This window comes from Mesorhizobium delmotii (genome assembly GCF_900149755.1).
In the GTDB taxonomy this organism is placed as follows: domain Bacteria; phylum Pseudomonadota; class Alphaproteobacteria; order Rhizobiales; family Rhizobiaceae; genus Mesorhizobium; species Mesorhizobium delmotii.
Map to the genome: position 1 here is coordinate 66,946 of NZ_FUIG01000019.1, position 23,753 is coordinate 90,698.

Annotated in this window: 20 protein-coding genes, 2 pseudogenes and 1 riboswitch; of the genes and pseudogenes, 18 read left to right on the plus strand and 4 right to left on the minus strand. The window is 62.5% G+C overall.

Translation table 11 applies throughout. The annotated features are described in order from the left end of the window. The first annotated feature begins 26 nt into the window (after positions 1-26). The 10 genes and pseudogenes from nadA (at position 27) to panD (BQ8482_RS11240) (ending at position 9,500) form a co-directional block, all read left to right on the plus strand. Positions 27-1,001, plus strand: a complete 975-nt coding sequence (gene nadA / locus BQ8482_RS11195; protein ID WP_123147679.1) for a quinolinate synthase NadA — start codon at positions 27-29, stop codon at positions 999-1,001. Continuing rightward, positions 998-2,545, plus strand: coding sequence for an L-aspartate oxidase (locus BQ8482_RS11200; RefSeq protein WP_123147680.1), 1,548 nt, complete (start codon positions 998-1,000; stop codon positions 2,543-2,545). The genes nadA and BQ8482_RS11200 overlap by 4 nt, the downstream gene beginning before the upstream one ends. After that, a complete protein-coding gene (gene nadC / locus BQ8482_RS11205; protein WP_123147681.1) occupies positions 2,542-3,423 on the plus strand; it encodes a carboxylating nicotinate-nucleotide diphosphorylase in 882 nt (293 codons plus the stop codon). The genes BQ8482_RS11200 and nadC overlap by 4 nt, the downstream gene beginning before the upstream one ends. A gap of 21 nt (positions 3,424-3,444) precedes the next feature. Further along, a pseudogene (gene panD, locus BQ8482_RS11210) lies at positions 3,445-3,898 on the plus strand (aspartate 1-decarboxylase). A gap of 93 nt (positions 3,899-3,991) precedes the next feature. Next, positions 3,992-4,960 carry a biotin synthase BioB gene (bioB, locus tag BQ8482_RS11215; protein WP_244602753.1) on the plus strand — a complete coding sequence of 323 codons (969 nt, stop codon included), beginning with the start codon at positions 3,992-3,994 and terminating at the stop codon, positions 4,958-4,960. A gap of 11 nt (positions 4,961-4,971) precedes the next feature. Continuing rightward, positions 4,972-6,105, plus strand: a complete 1,134-nt coding sequence (locus BQ8482_RS11220) for an 8-amino-7-oxononanoate synthase (protein WP_244602744.1) — start codon at positions 4,972-4,974, stop codon at positions 6,103-6,105. Further along, a complete protein-coding gene (bioD, locus tag BQ8482_RS11225) occupies positions 6,102-6,740 on the plus strand; it encodes a dethiobiotin synthase (protein WP_123147684.1) in 639 nt (212 codons plus the stop codon). The genes BQ8482_RS11220 and bioD overlap by 4 nt, the downstream gene beginning before the upstream one ends. Next, positions 6,737-8,002, plus strand: coding sequence for an adenosylmethionine--8-amino-7-oxononanoate transaminase (locus tag BQ8482_RS11230; RefSeq protein ID WP_123147685.1), 1,266 nt, complete (start codon positions 6,737-6,739; stop codon positions 8,000-8,002). Before bioD ends, BQ8482_RS11230 begins: the two co-directional genes overlap by 4 nt. Then, the gene (locus BQ8482_RS11235) at positions 7,999-8,982 is read left to right on the plus strand and encodes a beta-ketoacyl-ACP synthase III (RefSeq protein WP_123147686.1); all 984 of its coding nucleotides are present in this window, start codon (positions 7,999-8,001) and stop codon (positions 8,980-8,982) included. The genes BQ8482_RS11230 and BQ8482_RS11235 overlap by 4 nt, the downstream gene beginning before the upstream one ends. 65 nt (positions 8,983-9,047) lie before the next feature. Next, positions 9,048-9,500, plus strand: coding sequence for an aspartate 1-decarboxylase (panD, locus tag BQ8482_RS11240; RefSeq protein WP_123147687.1), 453 nt, complete (start codon positions 9,048-9,050; stop codon positions 9,498-9,500). Between the two features lie 219 nt (positions 9,501-9,719). Here the strand turns inward: panD (BQ8482_RS11240) and BQ8482_RS39145 are convergent, their stop codons facing one another. Further along, positions 9,720-10,157 (minus strand): hypothetical protein, encoded by a 438-nt coding sequence (locus BQ8482_RS39145; RefSeq protein ID WP_244602745.1) that lies wholly within the window; start codon positions 10,155-10,157, stop codon positions 9,720-9,722. A gap of 769 nt (positions 10,158-10,926) precedes the next feature. Then, positions 10,927-11,043, plus strand: a riboswitch (TPP riboswitch). Positions 11,044-11,144: 101 nt separating this feature from the next. Between BQ8482_RS39145 and thiC the strand changes: the two genes are divergently transcribed. The 8 genes and pseudogenes from thiC to BQ8482_RS11290 form a co-directional block, all read left to right on the plus strand. Then, positions 11,145-12,974 carry a phosphomethylpyrimidine synthase ThiC gene (gene thiC / locus BQ8482_RS11255; RefSeq protein WP_123147811.1) on the plus strand — a complete coding sequence of 610 codons (1,830 nt, stop codon included), beginning with the start codon at positions 11,145-11,147 and terminating at the stop codon, positions 12,972-12,974. Beyond that, on the plus strand, positions 12,971-13,972 hold the full coding sequence (gene thiO / locus BQ8482_RS11260) for a glycine oxidase ThiO (RefSeq protein WP_123147689.1): 1,002 nt from the start codon (positions 12,971-12,973) through the stop codon (positions 13,970-13,972). The genes thiC and thiO overlap by 4 nt, the downstream gene beginning before the upstream one ends. Further along, the gene (thiS, locus tag BQ8482_RS11265; protein WP_123147690.1) at positions 13,941-14,138 is read left to right on the plus strand and encodes a sulfur carrier protein ThiS; all 198 of its coding nucleotides are present in this window, start codon (positions 13,941-13,943) and stop codon (positions 14,136-14,138) included. The genes thiO and thiS overlap by 32 nt, the downstream gene beginning before the upstream one ends. Positions 14,139-14,142: 4 nt before the next feature. Then, the gene (locus tag BQ8482_RS11270) at positions 14,143-14,916 is read left to right on the plus strand and encodes a thiazole synthase (protein WP_123147691.1); all 774 of its coding nucleotides are present in this window, start codon (positions 14,143-14,145) and stop codon (positions 14,914-14,916) included. Further along, the gene (locus BQ8482_RS11275) at positions 14,913-15,518 is read left to right on the plus strand and encodes a thiamine phosphate synthase (protein ID WP_123147692.1); all 606 of its coding nucleotides are present in this window, start codon (positions 14,913-14,915) and stop codon (positions 15,516-15,518) included. The genes BQ8482_RS11270 and BQ8482_RS11275 overlap by 4 nt, the downstream gene beginning before the upstream one ends. Continuing rightward, entirely contained in the window at positions 15,509-16,297 is a 789-nt protein-coding gene (locus BQ8482_RS11280) for a hydroxymethylpyrimidine/phosphomethylpyrimidine kinase (protein ID WP_123147812.1), read from the plus strand. The genes BQ8482_RS11275 and BQ8482_RS11280 overlap by 10 nt, the downstream gene beginning before the upstream one ends. 145 nt (positions 16,298-16,442) lie before the next feature. Then, a complete protein-coding gene (locus tag BQ8482_RS11285) occupies positions 16,443-17,918 on the plus strand; it encodes an NAD-dependent succinate-semialdehyde dehydrogenase (RefSeq protein WP_123147693.1) in 1,476 nt (491 codons plus the stop codon). Between the two features lie 182 nt (positions 17,919-18,100). Beyond that, positions 18,101-18,481, plus strand: a pseudogene (locus BQ8482_RS11290) (aldehyde dehydrogenase family protein); the annotation flags it as partial. A gap of 827 nt (positions 18,482-19,308) precedes the next feature. Here the strand turns inward: BQ8482_RS11290 and BQ8482_RS11300 are convergent. The 3 genes from BQ8482_RS11300 to BQ8482_RS11310 all read right to left on the minus strand — a co-directional run bounded on the left by BQ8482_RS11300 (position 19,309) and on the right by BQ8482_RS11310 (position 23,207). After that, positions 19,309-21,270, minus strand: a complete 1,962-nt coding sequence (locus tag BQ8482_RS11300; RefSeq protein WP_123147695.1) for a putative bifunctional diguanylate cyclase/phosphodiesterase — start codon at positions 21,268-21,270, stop codon at positions 19,309-19,311. Positions 21,271-21,953: 683 nt separating this feature from the next. Further along, the gene (locus tag BQ8482_RS11305; RefSeq protein WP_123147696.1) at positions 21,954-22,244 is read right to left on the minus strand and encodes a DUF982 domain-containing protein; all 291 of its coding nucleotides are present in this window, start codon (positions 22,242-22,244) and stop codon (positions 21,954-21,956) included. 273 nt (positions 22,245-22,517) lie between these two features. Further along, complete coding sequence (locus tag BQ8482_RS11310; protein ID WP_123147697.1) at positions 22,518-23,207, minus strand: transposase; 690 nt, start codon at positions 23,205-23,207, stop codon at positions 22,518-22,520. Between the last annotated feature and the right edge of the window lie 546 nt (positions 23,208-23,753).

Here is a 23,753-nt window from a genome sequence, read left to right on the forward strand (position 1 = left end):
CTCATTGAGTATAATCGGAGCCGTCAATGACCGCCGCGCCGCCTTCGGCCGCCTATCTCTACGAGCGCGTGCGCAGGGTAATCCCGCCGATCGAATGGCCGGCGTTCAGCGACGACATCGACGCCATCCTGGCACTGAAGCGCAAGCGCAACGCCGTCATCCTGGCGCATAACTACCAGACGCCCGAAATCTTCCATTGCGTCGCCGACATAGTCGGCGACAGCCTGGCGCTGGCCCGCAAGGCGATGACGGTCGACGCTGATGTCATCGTGCTTGCCGGCGTGCATTTCATGGCCGAGACGGCAAAGCTGCTCAACCCGGACAAGACCGTGCTGATCCCGGACTTGGAGGCTGGCTGCTCGCTCGCAGAGTCCATCACTGCCGCGGACGTGCGCCTGATGCGCCAGCGCTATCTGGGCGTTCCGATCATCACCTACGTCAACACCTCCGCCGCCGTAAAGGCCGAATCCGACATCTGCTGCACCTCGGGCAATGCCAGGACGGTGGTCGAATCGCTCGGCGTGCCGCGCGTCATCATGCTGCCCGACGAGTATCTGGCAAAAAACGTCGCCGCCGAGACCGATGTCGAGATCATCGCCTGGAAGGGCCATTGCGAGGTTCATGAGCGTTTTACACCAGCCGACATACACGAGCTGCGTGAGGCGCATCCCGGCGTCACCGTGCTCGCCCACCCGGAATGTCCGCCGGAAGTCGTCGCGGAGGCGGATTTCTCCGGCTCGACCGCCGCCATGTCCGACTATGTGGGGCGCGAAAAGCCCGCGCGCGTCGTGTTGATGACCGAGTGCTCGATGAGCGACAATGTCGCGGTCGTGCATCCCGAGGTGGATTTCATCCGCCCGTGCAATCTGTGCCCGCACATGAAGCGCATCACGCTTGCCAACATACGTGCAGCACTGGAGCAAAACCGCCACCTCGTGACGATCGACCCGCAAGTCGCGGACCGGGCCCGCCGGGCTGTGGAGCGCATGCTCGCCATATGACCCCAACGATCATGGACATCGGCGGGGCGCCACTCATCGTCGGCGCCGGCATTGCCGGGTTGATGACGGCGCTTCATCTGGCGCCGGAGCCGGTTGTCCTGCTTTCCAGTACGCCGCTTGGAACCGGAGGCTGCAGCAAGTTCGCCCAGGGTGGTCTGGCGGCAAGCCTCGGCTGCGACGATAGTCGGGAGCTTCATCTGAGCGATACGTTGGCGGCCGGCGACGGCCTCTGCGACCAAGCGGCTGTAAGGCGGATGGTCGAAGCAGCACCCAAGGCGATCGAGGACCTCGAGCGCTTCGGCGTCGCCTTCGACCGCGGGCCTGACGGCGCATTGCGGCTCGGGCTTGAGGCAGCCCACTCCTGCCGTCGAATTGTGCATGCCGCCGGCGACGCCACGGGGCGTGAGCTGGTCCGCGCACTCATCGCAGCCGTGCGGCGCACGGCCTCGATCACTATCCTTGAAAACATGGAGGCGCGCCGCCTGATCGTCGAAGACGGTGCGGTCGTCGGGGTACTGGCGGTCGGCGGCACAGATGTGGTCACAATCTCCACCTCACGCGTGGTGCTGGCGACGGGCGGCATCGGTGGCCTGTTTTGCGATACGACGAACCCTCTCGGTTCATTTGGGCACGGCCTCGCGCTCGCCGCCTGTGCCGGGGCGGAGCTTGCTGATCTGGAGTTCGTGCAGTTCCACCCCACCGCGCTCGACAGCCCGCTGCGACCGATGCCGCTCATCAGCGAAGCTGTGCGCGGGGAAGGCGCCGTGCTCATCAACGAGCGAGGAGAACGGTTCCTCGCCGACACGCCCGGCGGCGAGCTCGCTCCGCGCGACGTGGTCGCACGAGTGGTTTGGCATCAGATCGCCGCCGGACGTAGCGTGTTTCTGGATGCCAGCAAATGTCTCGGCCCGAGCTTGGGCAAGCGCTTCCCGGCAATAGCCCAGCTCTGCCGGGAGGCAGGGATCGACCCCGCCACCGAGCCTATCCCGGTGCGGCCGGCGGCACACTATCACATGGGCGGCGTGGCGGTGGACGCGGCGGGCCGCAGTTCCCTCAATGGCTTGTGGGCCTGCGGCGAGGTTGCATGTACCGGACTGCACGGCGCCAACCGGCTCGCCAGCAACTCGCTCACCGAAGCGGTGGTAACAGCCGCCTGGGTCGCTGAAAGCGTCGCCGGCGCATCGCCGGACTGCCGCCGGCGCTTGTTCCCCGCACTCGTGCCCCCTCGGCCGGACCCTTCGTGCATACGCCCGGTCGTCTCCCACGCACTCGGCATCATTCGCGAAGGCGAGACGCTGCGCAAGGCCGCGGCGGCGCTGCTGTCGATCGCCGCTGACAACGAGGCTGCGTCCGATTCGGCTGTGGTCGCACTGATGATCGCCATCGCGGCCCTGCGGCGTGAAGAGAGCCGTGGTTCACATTACCGGTCCGATTTCCCCGGGCGCGATGCAGACGCAAGCCCGTCACGGCTGACACTGCGCACGGCAATCCAGGCCGCGGTCGCGCTCGGCTGGCGGGCCCCGACACGGAGTCACGTGACATGAAATCATTCGCGCCTCTTCCAGCGATCGTCATCGAACCGATTGTGCGGACTGCCCTTCTCGAAGATTTGGGCAGATGCGGCGATCTGACCAGCGACGCGGTGATTCCATGTGATTGCACGACCACGTTGGTGCTCAAGGCGCGGCACCCGGGTGTCGTTGCCGGGCTTGATGTGGTGGCGTTGGCCTTCCTGCTCGTCGATCCGGCGACCGACGTGCACATCCGGCGCCCGGACGGCAGCGATATCGCTGCGGGCGAGACTATCGCGACGGTGTGCGGGCTGGCGCGGGGCCTGCTGACCGCCGAGCGCACGGCGCTGAACTTCCTCAGTCGTCTGAGCGGCATTGCGACGGCCACAGCGGCGATCGTCGACGCAGTGCGCGGCCACAAGGCAAAAATCGTGTGCACGCGAAAGACGACGCCCGGCCTGCGCGCGCTGGAAAAATACGCCGTGCGCGTCGGCGGCGGCGCCAATCACCGCTTCGGGCTCGACGACGCCGTTTTGATCAAGGACAACCACATCGCGATCGCCGGCGACATCCGCACCGCGGTCGGGCGGGCGCGCGCCGCCGCCGGTCACATGGTCAAGATCGAGGTCGAGGTCGACACGCTGGAACAGCTCGAAGTCGCCCTCAGGGTGGGGGTCGACGCGGTTCTGCTCGACAACATGTCGCTCGAGGAGCTGACGCGCGCCGTGCAGATGGTGGATGGGCGCGCCATCACCGAGGCTTCCGGCCGCGTCACGCCGAAAATGGCTCCGGCGATTGCGGCGACCGGCGTCGACCTCATCTCGGTCGGCTGGCTAACACACAGCGCGCCGATTCTCGACATCGGCCTGGACATGCCGGTCGACGGGAACATCTGCACGCACTTGAACTGACATTGGTTCTGGAGAAATGGGATGCGCAAGATCGTCGCCGGCAAGCTGCATGGCATCCACGTCACCGAGGCCAATCTCGACTACCATGGCTCGATCACGCTCGACCCCGACCATTGCGAGGCGGCAGGCCTCCTGCCGATGGAATTCGTCGAGATCTGGAACAAGAATTCGGGCGCGCGCATCTCGACCTATGTCATCCCAGGCGAGCGCGGATCGCGCTGTTGCATCCTCAATGGCGCCGCGGCCCGCACCTGCCAGCCCGGGGATCCGCTCATCATCTGCAATTCGGTCTATGTGGAGGAGGCCGCAGCTGACCAGGATCAGACCGCGGGTTTTGACCTTCAACAGGAACAATCACGTCATCGGGCGGCTGACCTATTCTGTGGAGCGCAATGACCACGGAGGCTACAGCTTTTCTATCCTCGACGAGGCCGGCGCGACCCTGCCGGTACCAGCGCTGGTCGGCAGCTCATAGCCAACCAGGCTCTGCACGCGCTCAGCGAACCAGCAACAGAGGCTTTTGACGATGACGACTGGAATGAACGTGGAACCCGACGTGAAGCCGGCCATGGAACCGACTGGCGGAGAACTGCCCCGATGGAACCGGGAAGCGGCCGAGGCTATCCACGACCTGCCGTTCAACGACCTGCTCTTCCGAGCCCAGGCGGTCCATCGCGCGTATTTCGATCAAAACCGGGTGCAGCTGTCGCGGCTGCTCTCGATCAAGACCGGCGGCTGCCCCGAGGATTGCGGCTATTGCAGCCAGTCGGCGCACTACCCGTCGGGGCTCAAGGCCTCGAAGCTGATGGAGGTTGGACGCGTCGTCGCCGAGGCCAGGAAGGCGCGGGACGCGGGCGCCACGCGCTATTGCATGGGTGCCGCCTGGCGAGGCCCGAAGGAGCGTGACATGGACGCGATCGTCGCCATGATCGAGGGCGTGAAGGCGCTCGGCATGGAGACCTGCATGACGCTCGGCATGCTCGATCCTGGCCAGGCGCAGCGGCTCAAACAGGCCGGCCTCGACTACTACAACCACAACATCGACACCTCCGAGCGCTATTACGGCGAGATCATCTCCACCCGCACCTTCGCGGACCGGCTGGAAACGCTTGGCCATATCCGCGAGGCCGGCATGAAGGTCTGCTGCGGCGGCATCATCGGCATGGGCGAGGAAAAGGCCGACCGCATCGACATGCTGGTCACACTCGCCAACCTGCCCGAGCCGCCGGAAAGCGTGCCGATCAACATGCTGATCCCGATCGGGGGCACGCCGCTTGGGCAGTCCGAACCCATCGATCCGATCGAGTTCGTCCGCGCAATAGCGCTCGCCCGCATCATGATGCCGAAGTCCTATGTCAGGCTCTCCGCCGGCAGGACGGCGATGAGCGACGAGATGCAGGCGTTGTGCTTTTTCGCGGGCGCGAACTCGATCTTCGTCGGCGATACCTTGCTGACCGCCGAAAACCCGCAAGAGGACAAGGACTGTGCACTGTTCAGCCGGCTCGGAATCAAGCCGATGGACCGCGAAGCACAGTGAGAGGACCTGCCGTGCTCGAGCGCTACGAGACGAGCCTGCGCGGGCTGGCCCGCAGGAACCAGTTGCGGAGCCTAAGTGCGCGCGAGGGTCTCGACTTCGCCTCAAACGACTATCTCGGGCTCGCGCGATCGAAGCGGCTGGCGGATGCGGTTGCCAGAGCTCTCGCCAATGGCACGCCCGTTGGTGCTACCGGCTCGCGGCTGTTGCGCGGCAACACGCCTGAGCATGAGACGCTCGAGGCACAAGCGGCCGCCTTCTTCGGTGCCGGGCGCGCGCTCTATTTCGGCAGCGGTTATGTCGCCAATTTCGCGGTGCTGACGACCTTGCCGCAGAAGGGCGATCTGATCGTGCTGGACGAACTCATCCATGCCAGCGCGCATGAGGGGGCGCGAGCCGGTCGTGCCGAAGTGACGGAAGCCGCGCACAACGACGCGGATGCGGTGGGCGATGCGATCCGGAGCTGGCGCGCACGAGGCGGCGCCGGGCGTGCCTGGATCGTGGTAGAGAGCCTTTACAGCATGGATGGCGACCGGGCCCCGCTCGCCGAGCTGATCGCGGTCGCCGACCGCCACGAGGCGTTCCTGTTCATCGACGAGGCGCACGCCACGGGAGTTTATGGCCCGGACGGGCGCGGTCTCGCCCATGATTTCGAGGGCCGCGACAATGTCGTGGTGCTCCACACCTGCGGCAAGGCGCTCGGTGCCTCCGGCGCGCTGGTGACCGGACCGGCCGTCATCCGCGACTACCTCGTCAACCGTTGCCGACCCTTCATCTATGCGACGGCCCCCTCCCCGCTGATGGCAGTGGCGGCATCCGAGGCGCTGGATATCCTGCGCGACGAACCCAGGCGCAGGGAGCGGCTGGCCGGCCTCGTCGCCTTCACCAGCGAAGCGCTCGACGCGCGTTGCGGTCTTGAATCGAGTGGCTCACAGATCCTCCCCGTCTTTGTCGGCGACGTCAGGCGCACCATGGCGCTGGCTTCTGCACTGCAGGGACGCGGTTTCGACGTGCGCGGCATTCGTCCGCCGACCGTGCCCGAGGGCACGGCACGGCTGCGGATCTCGCTGACGCTCAATGTCGGCGAGGCCGATATCGTCGACATGATCGACGCGCTGGCCGAAGAATGGGAGCGCATCAAGGCATGAGCAGAACCTTCGTCGTCACGGGCACCGATACCGGCATCGGCAAGACAGTTGTCGCGGCCGGTCTCGCCGGACTGCTGGGCGGCGCCTACTGGAAACCCGTGCAGTCGGGACTTGACGGCGAAACCGACAGCCAGGCGGTCGCCCGCCTCGGCGGAGTGCCGCCCGAGCGGATCCTGCCGGAAGCCTGGCGCCTGTTGAAACCGCTGTCGCCGCATCGTGCCGCCGAACTTGAAGGCGTAACGATCGACCCCGACCGCCTCGTCCTGCCCGCGGTCGAATGTCCCTTAATCGTAGAGGGTGCCGGCGGCCTGATGGTGCCGCTCACCCGCAAGACCCTGTTCATCGACGTCTTCGCCCGCTGGCAGGCGCCGGTGGTGCTTTGCGCGCGCACCTCCCTCGGCACGATCAACCACACGCTGCTGTCGATCGAGGCGCTGCGCCGCCGTGACATCCCGTTGCTCGGCGTGGCCTTTATCGGCGAGGCAATGCCTGACACGGAGTGCACGATCGCGGGGATGGGCGACGTGCGCGTGCTCGGCCGCCTCCCCTTGCTCGACCCGCTGACGCCGATGACGCTGGGGTGGGCCATGACAACCTATTTCAACATGGCGGCGTTCGATGAGGTCCGCGCATGAACCGCTCGGCTGTCTGGCATCCCTTTACCCAGCACGCGGTCGAGCCGGCGATCCCTGAAATCGTGCTGACGGAAGGCGCCTATCTGCACAAGGCCGACGGCGCGCGTATCCTGGACGCGATTTCCTCCTGGTGGGTGGTCACCCACGGGCACCGCCATCCCCGCATCATGAAGGCGATAGAGACGACCGCGTCGGCGCTTGACCAGATCATCTTCGCAGGTTTCACGCACGAGCCGGCGGAACGCCTGGCCAGGGCGCTTGTCAGCCTCGCTCCCTTCGGACTCGACTGGGTGTTTTATTCCGACAGCGGCTCGACCTGCGTTGAAGTCGCACTGAAGATGGCGCTCGGCTATTTCCGCAACCTCGGGGCACCGCGTTCGCGCATCGTCGTCATGGAGCACAGCTATCATGGCGACACCATCGGCACGATGAGCGTCGGCGCCCGCGGTGTGTTCAACGCCGCCTACGAGCCTTTGCTGTTCGAGGTCGACACCATTCCCTTTCCGGCCGCCGGGCGCGAGCAGGGCACACTGGATCGATTCGAAGCGGTGAGCCGCGACCGGCGCGCCGCCGCCCTGATCGTCGAGCCGCTGGTGCTCGGCGCCGGCGGCATGCTGATGTATCCGGCCTGGGTTCTGGCCGAATTGAAGAGGATCGCCGAGGCCTCCGGCACGCTGCTGATCGCCGACGAGGTGATGACCGGCTGGGGACGCACCGGAACGATGTTCGCCTGCGAGCAGGCGTCCATTTCTCCCGACATCCTGTGCACCTCGAAGGGCCTGACCGGTGGCGCGATCCCACTGGCCGCAACGCTTGCCACCGAAGCCATCTTTCAGGCCCACTATTCGACGGACCGGAGGAAGACCTTCTTTCACTCGAGTTCCTATACCGCCAATCCGATTGCCTGCGCGGCAGCACTTGCCAATGTCGAGATCTGGCGTGACGAGCCGGTGGCCGAACGGATCGCGGCCTTGAGCGCGATGCAGGCCGCTGGGCTTCGACGCTTTCGCGACAATCCCAACTTCACAGACAGCCGGGCGACCGGCACGATAGCGGCGCTCGATCTGCGCGCCGGCTCAGCCGGCTATCTGGCCGAGATCGGGCCGAAGCTGCGCGCTTTTTTCCTCGAGCGCGGCCTGCTTGTGCGTCCGCTCGGCAATGTCCTCTATCTTCTCCCGCCCTATTGCATAACCGGCGATGAGCTCGACCGGCTCCATGACGCAATCGAGGAAGCCGGCGAACGCTTCGGTTCGAGGCCATGAGCAGATCGTCGCGCATTCTCGGGTTTGGCCATCATGCGCCTGGGCGCAAAGTGGAGAACCCGGAAATCGAAAACAATCTCGGGCTCGAACCCGGCTGGATCGAGCGGCGAACGGGAATTCGCTCGCGCTTCTGGGCAACGGACGAAGATACGCTGTCGGGCCTTGCCTCCTCTGCCGGCGACATGGCGTTGGCGAATGCCGGCATCGAGCGCAGCGACATCGGGCTGCTGTTGCTCGCCACTTCGACGCCCGATCACCTCCTGCCGCCCAGTGCGCCGCTGGTCGCATACCGGCTGGGACTGAGCCGCGCCGGCGCTGTCGATCTGACCGGCGCCTGCGCTGGCTTCATCTATGCGCTGATGTTCGCCGACGGGTTCACCCGCCTGCACGGAAAAGCGAGCCTTGTCATAGCCGCCAACATCCTCAGCCGCCGCATCAATCCAGCCGAGCGCGCAAGCTCGGTCCTTTTTGCCGATGCCGCCGGTGCCCTGGTGATTGGTCCGTGCGAGGACGCCTATCAGGGCATTCTCGGTGCATCAGTCGATTCGGACGGTTCGCGCTACGGACTGATCCAGATTCCCGCCGGCGGAAGCAACGTCCCGTTCCAAAGTGGCCTGGATCTCGGGCAAACCCGCATGACGATGACCGATGGCCGCGAAGTATTCAGCAAGGCTGTGGAGATGATGACCGCCTGCTCGCAGGACGCGCTCACTGCTGCCCGAATGCAGCCGCAGGATATCGGTCGGTTCGTGCCACATCAGGCCAATGCGCGCATTTTCGACGCGGTCGGGCGAAGCCTCGGCATTGCCGATCGCTCAATCGTCAAGACAATCGCCGACTACGGCAACTCTTCCGCCGCGACGATCCCGCTCTCCCTGTCGCTCGCCCACCAATCGGAGCCGTTTCGGCCGGGCGAAAAGATCCTTCTGGCGGCAGCGGGTGCCGGTCTCAGCGGCGGCGCCCTCGTCGTCGGAGTTTAACCGAATAATTGGCCGCTCCTAGGGGCGGCATGATTAGTCACGCATGATCGATAGGAAACGGACCAATGCGAAAAATAGTCGCCGGCAAGCTGCACGGCATCTACGTCACCGAAGCGAACCTCAATTACCATGGTTCGATAACGCTCGACCCTGACCACTGTGAAGAAGCAGGAATCCTGCCCATGGAATTCGTGGAGATATGGAACAAGAATTCCGGTGCGCGGATTTCGACCTATGTCATCCTCGGCGAGCGCGGCTCACGATGCTGTATTCTAAACGGAGCAGCCGCCCGCACTTGCCAGCCCGACGACCAGATCATTGTCTGCAACTCCATTTATCTGGACGAAGCGCATATCACCTCTCTGAAGCCGCGGATCGTTACGTTCGACCAGGATAACCACATACTCGACCGCCTGAGCTACTCCGTCGATCTTGACGCCGATGGCCGTTACAGTTTCTCCATTCTTGACGAGGCGAATGAGGCTTTGGCCATTCCTGCCCTGGTCTCCGGGGCGTGACTTGCGCCGTATATGTGAGAGCCTCTCCGCCTCGTTGCAACTCGCCCAGCGCCGAAGAGAGGACCTCACGGAGCTGCTGACACTCCAGCTTCGAAAGGAGGAGGCCCGCCGCGCCTTCCGGGAACGTGGGCTTTCGTGAGATGGCGCAATGTCCCGCGTCTCCATGGTGCGCCAACAGCGGCGTGGCTCTAATGTGAATTTGCGTGTTTGACCCCTGTCTCAGGTTACTTGCCGTGGCGGCTTGCAAATTCTTGCTGCTTTTTCCAGCGCCGCGGCCGGGTCCTTGACGACCTGGCTTTTCATGATCTTTGCCGCCGTGTCGATGAGGCAGGTCACATAGTCGTCTTCCGCATCGGCAGCGGTGCCAACCATCATCGTAAATATGGCCAGCCGAACGGCCGCAAATAGCGTTGAAATGGCCCTTCGGCGATGTGTTTCTCCCGCCGGCGCCAAAGGCTCACCAGCCATCCAACGTCTTCCCAAATCCGGTGGCCTGCCAGCAAGGCCGAGCCTGGCTCGTTGGCCTTCGGCGAAATTCTCGGCGGGAGACTGTGTCTTGAACCGATGAACTGTCAGTTTGCCGTCCTCAACAATATGAACGACCCATCCGCCACCGGCGCGTTTGACGCGCACGTCGTTTGGTTCGCCAGCCACCATTGCTGCCCCTCATTTTCGTCGCCCTGGACCGAGACTGGAAGTCGTTCCCCGCACAGCGAAAAACACGAGACCTTACGTAGCGTCAAGCGCGGATTTTCTGATAGCTGACGCTTTATGGATTGGGCGGGGACAGCGATTTCGGCCCGGAACCTCCGAGCCCGCTTCATCTTGCATTCGGATCGATTTAGATGCGTGAATTTTGCATGTTAATGCCGCCTTATTATCCGCAGCCAATGTGAGTGGGAACGCGTATTCAGTTCGAGTAGCTCTGCAAAAGCCCGCCGCTCTTGCCCTCAAGAGTGGCGGGTTTTTCGGCTGTGAAATGCTGGCGCGACCGGTGCGGATGCTGCCTCGCGAACGCGACCTTCCCGACGAAACCATTTCTGAAGCGCTACGATCAATTCCGGCAACAGGTCGATGCCTTCATCGACATGCCCGAGCGGTTGATCGATCTGCTCTTCCGTTTCCCTCACCAGTATTGTGGCCAACCTGTCGACACGCCCGCGAAAAGGAATTCGCCGCGCTGACCAGGCAGGGCGGATCGAGGCGATCTCCTCGCAAACCTTTGGTGCCGATTGGAGGCGTGATCATCATAAGGATTGATCTTTAGTCCGACGGTTTGGCAGGTCCCGTTGATCCGTCGCCAGGTCTCCGGAGCGTGATTTGTCGCCGACACATGTGCGAGCGTTTTCCTCGGGTTTGTTCGACCGCCGATCACCGCCACTGGCCGAAGGCGCTTGACAAAGCAGTGCCGGCTCGTTCAATTCCAAGCATTCACCAGGGGAGTCCCGGCAAGGGGCTGAGATACTGCTGGCTTTCGCGGCGCAGTGACCCGTTGAACCTGATCCAGTTCATACTGGCGTAGGGACGGTGCAAGCGCTTTGCGGGAGTTTACGCCCGAAAACCTGTAAGCAGGCAGACCAAAGCGTCTTTTCATCCTTCCGGCACAGAACTGGGTCTCCAATGCATGAGCAAAGGAGCCTCACGATGAATGCCCTCACCCCCGCCGTGTCGACGGGACCACTGCCCGCCTCGCGGAAAATCCACAAACCCGGCTCGATCCATCCGCAGATCAGGGTGCCGATGCGGGAAATCGCCGTTTATCCGACGGCCGGCGAACCGGCGGTTACCGTCTATGATCCGTCCGGCCCCTATACCGATCCGACGGTTGAAACGAACATCGAGAACGGCCTTGCCCGGATTCGGCACGGATGGATCAAGGCGCGCGGCGATGTCGAATTCCAGGAAGGCCGCGGTGTGAGGCCGGAGGACAACGGGTTCGCATCAGGCGAACGGCTGACGCCGGAATTTCCCATCCGCAATCGACCACTCAAGGCCAAAGCGGGCAAGGCGGTGACCCAGCTCGCCTATGCTCGCGCCGGCATCATCACACCCGAAATGGAATTCGTCGCCATCCGCGAGAATCTCGGCCGCGGGATCCTGCGCGGCAGCGTGCTGCGCGACGGCGAAGCCTTCGGCGCCGCGATCCCCGACTTCGTCACGCCGGAATTCGTACGCGACGAGATTGCACGCGGGCGGGCCATCATTCCCGCCAACATCAACCACCCCGAGAGCGAGCCGATGATCATCGGCCGCAATTTCCTGGTGAAGATCAACGCCAATATCGGCAACTCCGCCGTCACCTCGTCGATGGCCGAAGAGGTTGAAAAAATGGTCTGGGCGATCCGCTGGGGCGCCGACACCGTCATGGACCTTTCGACTGGCCGCAACATCCACAACATCCGCGAATGGATTCTACGCAATTCGCCGGTGCCGATCGGCACCGTGCCGCTCTACCAGGCGCTCGAAAAGGTCGGAGGCGTCGCCGAGGACCTGACCTGGGAAATCTACCGCGACACGCTGATCGAACAGGCCGAGCAGGGTGTCGACTATTTCACGATCCATGCCGGCGTGCGGCTGCACTACATCCCGCTGACGGTTGACCGGGTCACCGGCATCGTGTCGCGCGGCGGCTCCATCATGGCCAAGTGGTGCCTGCATCATCACCGCGAGAGCTTCCTCTACGAGTATTTCGAGGAAATCTGCGACATTGCCAGAGCCTACGACGTGTCCTTCTCGCTAGGCGACGGCCTTCGTCCCGGCTCGATCGCCGACGCTAACGACGCGGCGCAATTCGCCGAACTAGAAACGCTCGGCGAGCTGACCAAGATCGCCTGGGCCAAGGACTGCCAGGTCATGATCGAGGGGCCCGGCCACGTGCCGATGCACAAGATCAAGGAGAACATGGACAAGCAGCTCGCCGTCTGCGGCGAGGCGCCGTTCTACACGCTTGGGCCGCTGACCACCGACATCGCACCCGGCTACGACCACATCACCTCAGGCATCGGCGCGGCGATGATCGGCTGGTACGGCACGGCGATGCTCTGCTATGTCACGCCCAAGGAGCATCTCGGTCTCCCCGACCGCAACGACGTCAAGACGGGCGTCATCACCTACAAGATAGCCGCGCACGCCGCCGACCTCGCCAAGGGACATCCGGCTGCGAAGGTGAGGGATGATGCCCTTTCCCGCGCGCGATTCGAGTTCCGCTGGGAAGACCAGTTCAACCTGTCGCTCGACCCCGAAACCGCGCGGTCCTTCCACGACCAGACCTTGCCCAAGGAGGCGCACAAGCTGGCGCATTTTTGCTCGATGTGCGGGCCGAAATTCTGCTCGATGCGCATCTCCCACGACATTCGGGCCGAGGCACAGAAAGAGGGCATGGCGGCGATGGCCGCGAAGTACCGCGAGGGCGGCAATCTTTACATGCCGGTGGACGGCGAACCGCCCATGCCGAAGATGCCGGAGCCGTCATGAGGCTGCTGGTCAAAGGGGCCGGCGTCGCCGGCCTCACCGCCGCCTTCGAACTCGCCGCCCGCGGTGCTGCGGTAACCATTGCCGAGACCCGGCATGGCCTTGGCGGCAACGCATCATGGATGGCCGGCGGCATGCTGGCGCCCTGGTGCGAGCGCGAAAGCGCCGAGCAGCCGGTGCTGGATCTCGGACGCGATGCCGCCGACTGGTGGGATGCGGTCCTGCCGGATCATGTCACGCGGGCCGGAACGCTCGTTTTGGCAATGCCGCGGGATGCGGGCGAACTCGACCGGTTTGCAAGCCGCACGTCGGGTTATCGGCGGGTCGACGAAGACGAAATCGCGCTCCTGGAACCCGATCTCGCCGGCCGCTTCCGTCGCGGGCTGTTCTTCCCGGGCGAAGCCCATCTCGACCCACGCCGTGCAATGGCGGCGCTGCATGAAAAACTCGCCGGAAGCGGCGTCGAGTTCCGCTTCGGAGTGGACGCCCGGCACGTGACGGGATTCGACCGCGAGATCGACTGCATGGGAATGGCGTACGGCGATGAAAGGCTTCGCGGCGTTCGCGGCGAGATGCTGATCCTGCGTACACCGGACATCTCGCTGTCGCGCCCGGTCAGGCTGCTGCACCCGCGTTTGCCGCTCTATCTGGCGCCGCGCGCCGACCACCATTTCATGGCGGGTGCAACGATGGTCGAGAGCCTGTCCACGGAGCCGGTCACGGCACGGGCGATGATGGAACTTCTGAACGCCGCCTATTCGGTTCATCCCGCCTTCGGCGAGGCCGCGATCGTTGAGACGGGGGTCGGCATTCGCCCGGCATTTTCCGACAACCTGCCGCGCGTCGAAGCGCATGGCAGGACCGTCGCGATCAACGGGCTCTACCGCCACGGTTTCCTTCTGGCCCCCGCCATGGCGCGCCGGGCGGCCGACCTTGTTTTCGATTCTGACAAACCGGTGGAACTTGCTGATGAAACTGACGGTCAACGGCAAAGCGCATGAGATCACCGCCGCCACCCTGGCGGAGCTTCTCGCGGCGCTTGACTACGAAGGCAACTGGCTTGCAACGGCCGTGAACAGCGACCTTGTGCACGCGACTGAGCGGGCGCTGTTCCAGCTGAAGGACGGCGACCGGATCGAAATTCTCTCACCCATGCAAGGAGGTTAGTAACGTGATCGAGCTTTACGGAACCAAGCTTCCGTCGCGCCTGCTTCTCGGCACCGCACAGTACCCCTCGCCCGCCATTCTTGCCGATGCGGTCAAGGCATCCTGCGCGTCCGCGGTGACCGTCTCATTGCGCCGCGAAATGGCCGGCGGCAGGGGTGGGGAGAAATTCTGGTCGCTCATCCAGTCGCTGCGGCTGCACGTCCTGCCCAACACCGCCGGTTGCCACTCCGTCAAGGAAGCTGTCACGACCGCAAAGATGGCGCGCGAGGTCTTCGGCACGAACTGGATCAAGCTCGAGGTGATCGGCAATCACGATACGCTGCAGCCGGACGTCTTTGGCCTGGTCGAGGCCGCGCGAATCCTGTGCGAAGACGGGTTTGCCGTATTTCCCTATACCACGGACGATCTCGTCGTCGCCGAGCGGCTGCTGGAGGCCGGATGCAGGGTGCTCATGCCTTGGTGCGCGCCGATCGGTTCGGCGCTCGGACCGGTAAACGTCACCGCACTCCGCTCGATGCGCGGCCATTTCCCGGATGTCCCGCTGATCGTGGATGCGGGCCTTGGCCGGCCATCGCATGCGGCGCTGGTGATGGAACTCGGCTTCGACGCGGTTCTCCTCAACACCGCCGTCGCCAAGGCAGGCAATCCGGTTGCCATGGGAGCGGCGTTTGGCAAAGCGGTGGAAGCAGGCCACGAGGCATATTGCGCCGGTCTGCTCGAGCCGCGCGACATGGCCGTTCCCTCCACACCCGTCGTCGGCATGGCAGCGTTTTCATGAAACTTGATCCGTTTTACCTGATCGTCGATTCCTGCGCGTGGATCGAACGTCTGGTGCCGCTTGGTGTGAAGCTGGTGCAACTGCGCATCAAGGACAAGGACGAGTTTTCGCTGCGCCAGCAGATCTGCTCTTCGATGGCGATATGTGAACGCCACGGCTGCCAGCTCATCGTCAACGATTACTGGCGCATCGCGATCGAGGAGGGTTGCGACTTCGTCCATCTTGGCCAAGAGGATCTCGCACGGGCCGATGTGAAGGCGATCCGGCGGGCGGGCATCAGGCTGGGCCTCAGCACCCACGACGACACCGAGCTCAAAACCGCGCTTGCGGCCGAGCCGGATTATGTCGCGCTCGGCCCGATCTACCCCACCACACTCAAAGCCATGAAATGGGCGCCGCAGGGGCTCGACCGCATCGCTGTCTGGAAGCAGCGCGTCGGCGACCTTCCGCTCGTTGCCATCGGCGGGCTGACCATCGAGCGCGCAAACTCCGTCTTCGCTCAGGGCGCTGAGAGCGCCGCGGTCGTGACCGACATCGTCCGCAACGCGCGTCCCGAGGTTCGTGTCCTCAAATGGCTGGCGGCGACGGCCCAATGGCGATGACGCGGCATGTGCTGGTTGTCGCCGGCTCGGATTCCAGCGGCGGAGCCGGAATCACGCGCGACGTCGAGACGATCGCGGCGCTGGGCCTCAGGTCGTGCGTCGCCGTGACAGCGGTCACCGCCCAGACCCACCAATCAGTCGAGTGGATCGAGCATATGCCGCCCGGCATGGTCGCAGCCCAGATGCGGGCAGCGATTGCCGCCAACAGCGTGAAGGCAATCAAGATCGGGATGCTTGGCACGACCGGCGCAATCGCGGAAACCGCGACGGTTCTGCGGGATCACTCCGATATTCCGGTGGTGCTGGACCCGGTTTTCGCCTCCTCGTCCGGCAGGCCGCTGATTGTCCAAGACGCTGTCGCCGCGCTGCGTGGCCATCTCATGCCGCTTTGCCGGCTTGTCACGCCGAACTTGCCGGAATTGGCCGCGCTGACCGGATCGGCGATCGCACCCGATGAGGCATCTGCGTGCCGCCAGGGTCAGGAACTATCGAGATCTGTCTCGACCGCCGTCCTCGTCAAGGGCGGTCATGCCCGCGGCAACGAGGCAGTCGACCTGCTGGTGCAGCCGGACCGACTTCCCCTTCGATTTGTGGCGCCGCGCCTGCCAGGCGAGATGCGGGGAACCGGTTGCATGCTCTCCAGCGCAATTGCCGTCTTCCTTGCACTGGGCGCGTCCCTGGAAGAAAGCGTGCGCAACGCCAAGAAGTTCGTATTCAACATCCTTGCTGGTCAAAGTGAGATTTCGGCCACTTGGGATGATGAACAAGCGGCCGGATGAATTGAAACTACCTTTCAGCCCAGCGATGATCGCAGTGGGTCTACCCGCCTGCTTCTTGAGGTCCTATGCGAAGGCCACGTGTGCGGATTAGAAATCCACACCCCGCCAACCGTACAGCTTCGTCGCCTTGAGGAGGGAGACAATATTGCCCCTGCGCCCGCCGTTGATCCGCCACCTGAAATTCCCCGACCTGTTCGGCGCCATCGACTGCTTGCCGTGCCTTGGTACGCCGGTGAACGACCGGACATTCGAGGTCTTCAACCCGTCGACTGGCGAATTGCTGGCAGAGCTTCCCGACATGGGCGTCACGGAGACGCGTGCCGCGATCGACAAGGCGTTTGCGGCGCAGGCTGGATGGGCGGCGCTGACCGCCCGCGAGCGCAGCGACATGCTCTGGCGCTGGCATCAGCTGATCGTCGATCATGCGGACGACCTTGCAGCGATCCTCACCGCCGAGATGGGAAAGCCGCTTGCCGAAGCCAAGTCGGAGGTCTCCCATGCGGCCGCGTATCTCCAATGGTACGCCGAAGAGGCCAACCGCATCTATGGCGAGACGATCTCCCCGCCGTCGACTGACCGCCGCATGCTGGTGATCAAACAGCCGATCGGCGTCGTTGGCACGATCACGCCGTGGAATTTCCCGGCGTCGATGGTGGCGCGCAAGATCTCGCCGGCCCTGGCCGCTGGCTGCACGATCGTGCTCAAGCCTGCCGAACAGACGCCGCTGGTGGCAGGTGCGATGTTCGCCCTCGCCCACAAGGCTGGATTTCCCGAGGGCGTCGTGAACCTGATATACGCTTCCGAAGGTGATGCGGTCGGGCGAGAACTCTGCTCCAATCCCAAGGTTCGTAAGATCAGTTTCACCGGCTCGACCGAGGTCGGGCGGCTGCTGATGCGCCAGTGCTCGGACCAAGTCAAAAAGGTCAGCCTCGAGCTCGGCGGCAATGCACCGTTCATTGTCTTCGACGATGCCGATATCGGCGCGGCCGTCGACGGTGCAATCCAGGCGAAGTTCCGCAATGCCGGCCAGACCTGCGTTTCCGCGAACCGGCTTTATGTCCAGTCAGGCGTCCATGATGAATTCGTCGACAAGTTCGTGGAACGGGTTCGCCAGCTTCACGTCGGTGACGGCTTCGATCCAGGAGCAGCTATCGGACCACTGATCGACAGGCGTGCACTGACCAAGATCGAATCCCATATCGCCGATGCCGTCGCGAAAGGCGGCATTGTCCGATGCGGTGGCGATCGCATCGGCAAAGAAGGGACTTTTTTCCAACCGACGGTCCTCACCGATATTTCCCGAGACATGACTGTGGCGCAGGAGGAGACGTTCGGGCCGCTGGCTCCGGTCATTCGCTTCGACGACGCGGATCAGGTCGTCCATGAGGCAAACGACACGATCTACGGCCTTGCCGCCTACTTCTATGCCTCGAACCTGAAGCGTGTCTGGCGTGTGGCCGAAACCCTGGAATATGGCATGGTGGGCATCAATACTGGACGCATGTCCTCCGAAGCCGCACCCTTTGGCGGCATGAAACAGTCAGGCATCGGGCGCGAGGGTTCCCGCCACGGGCTCGAGGATTACCTCGAGATGAAATACCTCTGCATGGGCGGCATCTAAACCGTTTGGAAAAGGAATCTGTACACCTTCGTCGGCCAACCGATGCGTGACGCCCAGCGCCGCACCAGATGAGCTGCGGCAGGCTTCCCACTGTCGATGCGCAAGTCAGCGCCAAAAACGTCGTTCAGCGCGAGCAAAATGACGAAGCGCCACCGTATCGTCAACTGGCCGAGCGGGACTGCAATCGCATCGGTAAAGAAGGGACGTTTTTCCAACCAACGGTCCTCACCGATCTTTCCCGAGACATGACTGTGGCGCAGGAGGAGACGTTCGGGCCGTTGGCGCCGATCATTCGCTTCGAAGATGCGGATTAGGTCGTGCATGAAGCCAACGACACGATCTACGGCCTCGCCGCCGCCTACTTCTATGCCTCCAACCTGAAGCGTGTCTAGCGTGTAGCCGAGCCCTTGGAATACGGCATGGTGGGCATCAACACCGGCCGCATGTCCTCGCAAGCGGCACCCTTCGGAGGCATGAAGCAGTCCGGTATCGGGCGGGAGGGTTCCCGCCACGGGCTCGAGGACTACGTCGAAATGAAATACCTCTGCATGGGCGGGATTTGAAGCACATATGCTTGCGTGGGCCCGATCCCGTAGGGATCATAGTCGTGGACGATTGAGACCTCGGCACTCTCGTCGAGCTTGTTGTTCGGCAGGACGTCGTTATCCAGATCTCTGCGTTTTTGTCGTACCGCTGTGACGTTTGCAGCACAGGATCGATGTTGACGTCATCCTTCCCTGCGAGAAGTGAGGCGGTGCGTGTTTTGAAGACTAGTGCACGGTCGATTGACAGTACTTCGCCGCCTGCGCTGCAGGGAAGGACCCAAGCCCATGGCAAAGGCTGAAGCACGGTAAAGACGGCGCAGACCGTCATGCTCAAAAGAGACAATTCTGCAGAGGGATCGTTCATCATTGATCCGGCGGGTCGGGAGGCGCGGCCGGCTGAAAGAGGACGATGGCAACGATGCGGTCAGGAGATAGAAGGCGCCAGGCATCCGCACCGATCACCTCCCCAAAATGGCGGGCCGGTTCCGGAATCGAGCCGCCGTCGCGAGATTTTCGCGGCCGTGGAGGCTTCGCCGTCTGCTGTCCGCAGGGCGAAGCGCGCAGCAGATGAAAGTTGCGGGCGCACCATACTTTACTGCAAACTGCTGGCGTCGGCGGAACGCATCGGCGTCAACATTGTCGGCGAGCGGCAGTCAGGTGACATCGCCGAACTCATGGACGAGGCAGTGCACACTTGCGGGGCCGATCGGCTCCCACCCTGAGCGCGAGATGAAATGCCGATGCAATCATACGGCTTACATTAAGCGAACAGTTGCGGATCAGGCCATTTCCGACGGGCTTGTCCGCAACCAAATTGACCATCGCCGTTAAAGTGTGCGTTGCCTCTATTCAAGTGCATCGTTCCTGACCAAACGGCCGCGCAGCAATGCAGGAATATCATCGATCGGGACAGGTTTCCCGATTAGATAACCTTGAGCTTCATCGCATCTGACGCGGCGCAGATATTCGAGCTGTTCCAGAGTTTCGACCCCTTCGGCTGTCACGTCGATTCGAAGCTCATGCGCCAGTGCAACCAATGATCTTACAATCGCGGCGCAGTCGAGATCTGTAAGCATGTCCTGGACAAAGGATCGGTCGATCTTGAGCCGCGAAAGCGGCAATTTGCGAAGGTAAGTGAGTGACGAATAGCCGGTGCCGAAATCGTCAAGCGCAACTGTGACGGATAGAAAACTCAACGATTGCAACAATGCGATAGCGTCTTCAAAATTCGAAATCAGCACCGATTCCGTGACTTCGACCTCAAGTCGCTTCGGTTCCAAACCGGCGTCCGACAAGGCCGTTAGGATCCCATCAAGTAATGCCTTGTTCTTGAGCTGCACCACCGACAAGTTGACGGCGACCCGCAAGTCGCACGGCCATTGCGCCGCGGCCAAGCAAGCCGACTTGATGGCCCAATGGCCGATGTCGTGAATCAATCCGATGTCTTCAGCGATAGGAATGAATTCCGACGGCTGGATCGCGCCAAGTGTCGGATGGCGCCACCGCAGAAGCGCTTCGAAACCTCGGATGCGGTCGCTCCCGAGGTCAAGAAACGGCTGGAACGCGAGCGAAAGCTGGTTGTTGGCGAGCGCAGATGCCAGATCGCGTTCAAGCGCATGGCGCCTCACGGCCGCTTCATCGTCGGTTGCGCGGAAAAACTGAATCGGACCCGCTCCCAGCGTCGTGGCCCGGTATAGTGCGGTGTCGACGCACCGCAAGAGCTGGTTGGCATCCGAGCCGTCAGAGGGTGCGAAAGCGATACCAACAGAGGCCTTGCAATATAATTCTCGCCCTTCGATCAAGAACGGGGCGGGCATGGCATCCGTGATCTGTTTGGCCAGCGATCTGATTTGATCTGGCCTGCAGTCGCGAGAAGCGATTATTGCAAATTCCGCCCCCTCAAGCCTCGCAATACAATCGCTCTCCCGTGTCGCCTTCCGAATTCTGGCAGCCACTTCGACCAGAACCGCATCGGCCATCGCTCGGCCGAAACGATCATTGACATTTTTGAAGTTGTTGATGTTGAACAAGAGCAACGCAAACTTCTGATCGAATTGCGTGGCGTTTGCGATTGCGTTCTCAAGCCGCTCATTGAAGCTGAACCGGTTTGGTAAACTCGTCAGCACGTCCCGTCGAATGGCACGTTCGCCTTCCGCTTGCAGAATGAAGCGCTGGGTAAATTCGAACGCGTGGGCAAGCACTGCACGAAACAGCGTGGTGGCGTAGGACATGATCAGGATTGCTACGGGCAGATTGACTGCGTCTTCCACCCGCGCAATCGCAAGCATCGAACCGACGAAGATTGGTAGCGTATACGCGACGGCCGCAATAGGAATCGTGGAGAAGGAAGCGGCACCGCCTGCGATCATCCCCGCGCTCAGGCAGGTAATGACAACCTGCACCGCGCTTGCTGCGCCACCGAAGAACAGGACGGGAAGCGCCCCCCACCAAGTGCCGAACAGGAAAGCGTTCCGCACCAGGTTTTGTGTTGTGCGGCGGGACACCGACCTTGGTTTGACCGACTGAAACGATGACCTCGCTTTGAGGCCCACAACAGCAGCCGCTACGATGATGCCACTCGCCCAAAGGATGGCTTCCGTTTGCTCGGGCGAGCCCCAAAGCGCCATGACAAAAACGGCCGCATTAAGTATGTTCGCAAGCATCACAAGAGGGGTGTTGCGAAGCACGATACTGACCTGCTCCGCCCTGATCCGGCCGGCGAGCGGTTCGACCGTAGAGGGCCCGCCAAAGGCGCGCAGGTCTCCCGCCAGAAGGTCACCCAACCTCGCCGCATCCAGACGCTGCATCACTCTTTCACTCCCCGCGCTGGAGCAGTAGCTGCGCTTGGTCCCCTACCACCGAACAATTCGGAAAAAGTAAACTTCAACCGCAAGTTTTGACAACTCAGTAGGAAGACTAGAGCCTCGGAATTCGAGACAGAGAACCGGCCAAACGCAACGCTCCCTTCGGAATCGCCGACCTTTGAGGTTGGCAATCGCGCTTTCTGTTCCACTCTGCTAGACGTCACATTTTGTGTCCCTGCCGTATCCGAATACCCATTTTTCGATCCGCCTTTCTGTCGGCTGACAAAAGGAACCGCTGGTGTTGCAACATCACCGATAAATAGGCCGAGAGCGGCAAATTTCTCTTGGGTTGAATACGGGTTGTCAGCCTGAGCGGTTCATCAGCGTCGCTTTTGGTTGGAGAGGAAGCGATGGCGAAGGGATGGATCGTGGACGGAAGTCATAACCCTGGATGAGAACTCCTGATCTCTTCCTAAGCGCCGCTTGAGATCTCAGTGGAATACGAGCGGCCGCGCTTGGAGCGGATACTCCACGCCGGCTCGAAGCAGTCGGCTGCACGGCGGCAGATGCTCGAAACCGCGAAGACTCCGCGTGCGGGAAGGACGGGAACCATGTTCGTCGCGCCGCATAGCGCCCAGCCAGGTGAGCCTCGCGCCAGTCTCGCCGCCTCTTGCCATCGTCGGTACCTAGGCTTTTTGATTGGCCGATTTGCAGGCGGCAATCCATTGCATCGCAAAGGTCGGATCTTCCAGCATGCCGAACCGTTGCGCGAACTCGCAAAAGGCATCGCGCGCGGCGCTTATGGGTTTGCGCCCGTCGTCATAGCACACCCTTAGGGCGGTATCGTGGATCAGGTCTCTGCGATCTTCGGGCCATTCGTCGAGAAAATCGATAGCGTCCGCAAGGCTGGCAATCTCCTGCACGATGTAGGTGGCGCGCTTCACGAAAATCGGACTGCTGAAAGCCTCAGCCTGCATTTGCTCCTCCCAATCTGCTGAACAACTGGTGTGCATCAAGCGGGACCGCATCGACGCTCGCGTTGCAGAATGTGCTGTCACTTCGATGACGCTTCAAGGGTGCTCTGCAAAATGCCACACCCAGCGGCGCATCCACATCCTTCCGGCCGCTGCCGATGAAGTTACGACTGCCACGTCACTGAGAAGGGCCGACGATCGCTCTGCGTCGCAATTGCTGACGCAGGAAACCCGCCACCTCCGATTTTGAGACTAGCTGATAGGCTTGGGACTGCCTTAGTCCAGCCCCAGCCTCCTCTTCAGTTCCGCATTCTCGTTGCGAAGACGTTCCGCAAGCAGGCCCTTCAGGCGTTGGTTTTCTTCCTCGAGCGCGATGAGATCCTTGAGATCATCGCTTGTCGCTGCCGGCGCCGAGGCCTTCTTCCAAACATAATAGGTTTGCTCTGAGATCCCCGCCTGCGTTACCGAGCTCTTGAGGGTGGCGCCTCCGCTGATCGACCTCGCGATCAGGGCCAGCTTTAGGGAGCGTTCCTTTTGGGAATAGACTTTCCGAGGCCCGCGCGATGTCGCTACCGATGCCCCATTCCCCTGGGAAGCCGCCTTGGCGCCATTCGTCCGAGCAGGTGGTGTGGGCTCAGCTTTGGCCTTCCGTGGCCGCCGGGCTTTCTTCGTCGTCTGTGGCGCCTCCGCTTTCACGGCACCTTCCGCCGCAGCGTCTATTGATTCAGCACGCTCTGGATCTGCCATAAGATGCTCCAATGTCGATTGGTTCAAAGGTTCAGCATCATGGGTCACGGTAGTGGAGTCAACAAGCTGACGATTTGGCAGCTCGATCTCCTGGAGTTCCCTTGTTGTCCCGGCGATAGCCGCGGAGAAATCGAAATCGCCCCAGATGGAACGACCGCGTTTTTGTAAACTGCGCTTCTGTTTCATTTCCACGATGAATGGTCGACTCTGCCGCTTCATGATCCTTCCTTGGCTCCTTGCCATGCACAGGAAGCCGCTGCTGACGAAGCCTGAACTATCCAGGCATTTTCCATTTCGGCGCGCGGAGCATTACCGGATGAGGCCAGTTGGGAGCAAGGGCGACTTCAAGCCGACTGTCTTTAGGCGGCTGGTCCAAAACCCGGCACTGGCTGGCTGGCGCGCGCGCAAATGAATTCTTTCAGTCGCCCCGCCGGATCATTCCGGCGGGCTTTTTTTGGCGATGACGGCCCGAGCCACCTCCCCCTCCCCTTACCGATGTCCGGTACAGCTCTCGTTGGGGCAAGACAGTGCTTGACAACGAAGCTGAGCCGCGGCTTGGACAGCAGCAACTTTTCGAAAACCGTTGGGAAATGCACGGCCGCGGGTCCGTTTCACGCGCAGCTTTCAATCGTGCTGAGAGTCGACGAGGTGGCCGGTTATACCACAGCCGGGGCGCGCGGGCGCGAAAGCGGCAGGAAATTCGCGTTTGACGTTTGCCCGCGCAGCCCGTGTAGCTCGACGCGACACTTCCGGTCCGAGCTCCTG

Coding starts and splice junctions, on each gene's coding strand:
- nadA (WP_123147679.1), top strand. CDS start 27: ATGACCGCCGCGCCGCCTTCGGCCGCCTATCTCTACGAGCGCGTGCGC.
- BQ8482_RS11200 (WP_123147680.1), top strand. CDS start 998: ATGACCCCAACGATCATGGACATCGGCGGGGCGCCACTCATCGTCGGC.
- nadC (WP_123147681.1), top strand. CDS start 2,542: ATGAAATCATTCGCGCCTCTTCCAGCGATCGTCATCGAACCGATTGTG.
- bioB (WP_244602753.1), top strand. CDS start 3,992: ATGGAACCGACTGGCGGAGAACTGCCCCGATGGAACCGGGAAGCGGCC.
- bioD (WP_123147684.1), top strand. CDS start 6,102: ATGAGCAGAACCTTCGTCGTCACGGGCACCGATACCGGCATCGGCAAG.
- BQ8482_RS11230 (WP_123147685.1), top strand. CDS start 6,737: ATGAACCGCTCGGCTGTCTGGCATCCCTTTACCCAGCACGCGGTCGAG.
- BQ8482_RS11235 (WP_123147686.1), top strand. CDS start 7,999: ATGAGCAGATCGTCGCGCATTCTCGGGTTTGGCCATCATGCGCCTGGG.
- panD (WP_123147687.1), top strand. CDS start 9,048: ATGCGAAAAATAGTCGCCGGCAAGCTGCACGGCATCTACGTCACCGAA.
- BQ8482_RS39145 (WP_244602745.1), bottom strand. CDS start 10,157: ATGGTGGCTGGCGAACCAAACGACGTGCGCGTCAAACGCGCCGGTGGC.
- thiC (WP_123147811.1), top strand. CDS start 11,145: ATGAATGCCCTCACCCCCGCCGTGTCGACGGGACCACTGCCCGCCTCG.
- thiO (WP_123147689.1), top strand. CDS start 12,971: ATGAGGCTGCTGGTCAAAGGGGCCGGCGTCGCCGGCCTCACCGCCGCC.
- thiS (WP_123147690.1), top strand. CDS start 13,941: ATGAAACTGACGGTCAACGGCAAAGCGCATGAGATCACCGCCGCCACC.
- BQ8482_RS11275 (WP_123147692.1), top strand. CDS start 14,913: ATGAAACTTGATCCGTTTTACCTGATCGTCGATTCCTGCGCGTGGATC.
- BQ8482_RS11280 (WP_123147812.1), top strand. CDS start 15,509: ATGGCGATGACGCGGCATGTGCTGGTTGTCGCCGGCTCGGATTCCAGC.
- BQ8482_RS11300 (WP_123147695.1), bottom strand. CDS start 21,270: ATGCAGCGTCTGGATGCGGCGAGGTTGGGTGACCTTCTGGCGGGAGAC.
- BQ8482_RS11305 (WP_123147696.1), bottom strand. CDS start 22,244: ATGCAGGCTGAGGCTTTCAGCAGTCCGATTTTCGTGAAGCGCGCCACC.
- BQ8482_RS11310 (WP_123147697.1), bottom strand. CDS start 23,207: ATGAAGCGGCAGAGTCGACCATTCATCGTGGAAATGAAACAGAAGCGC.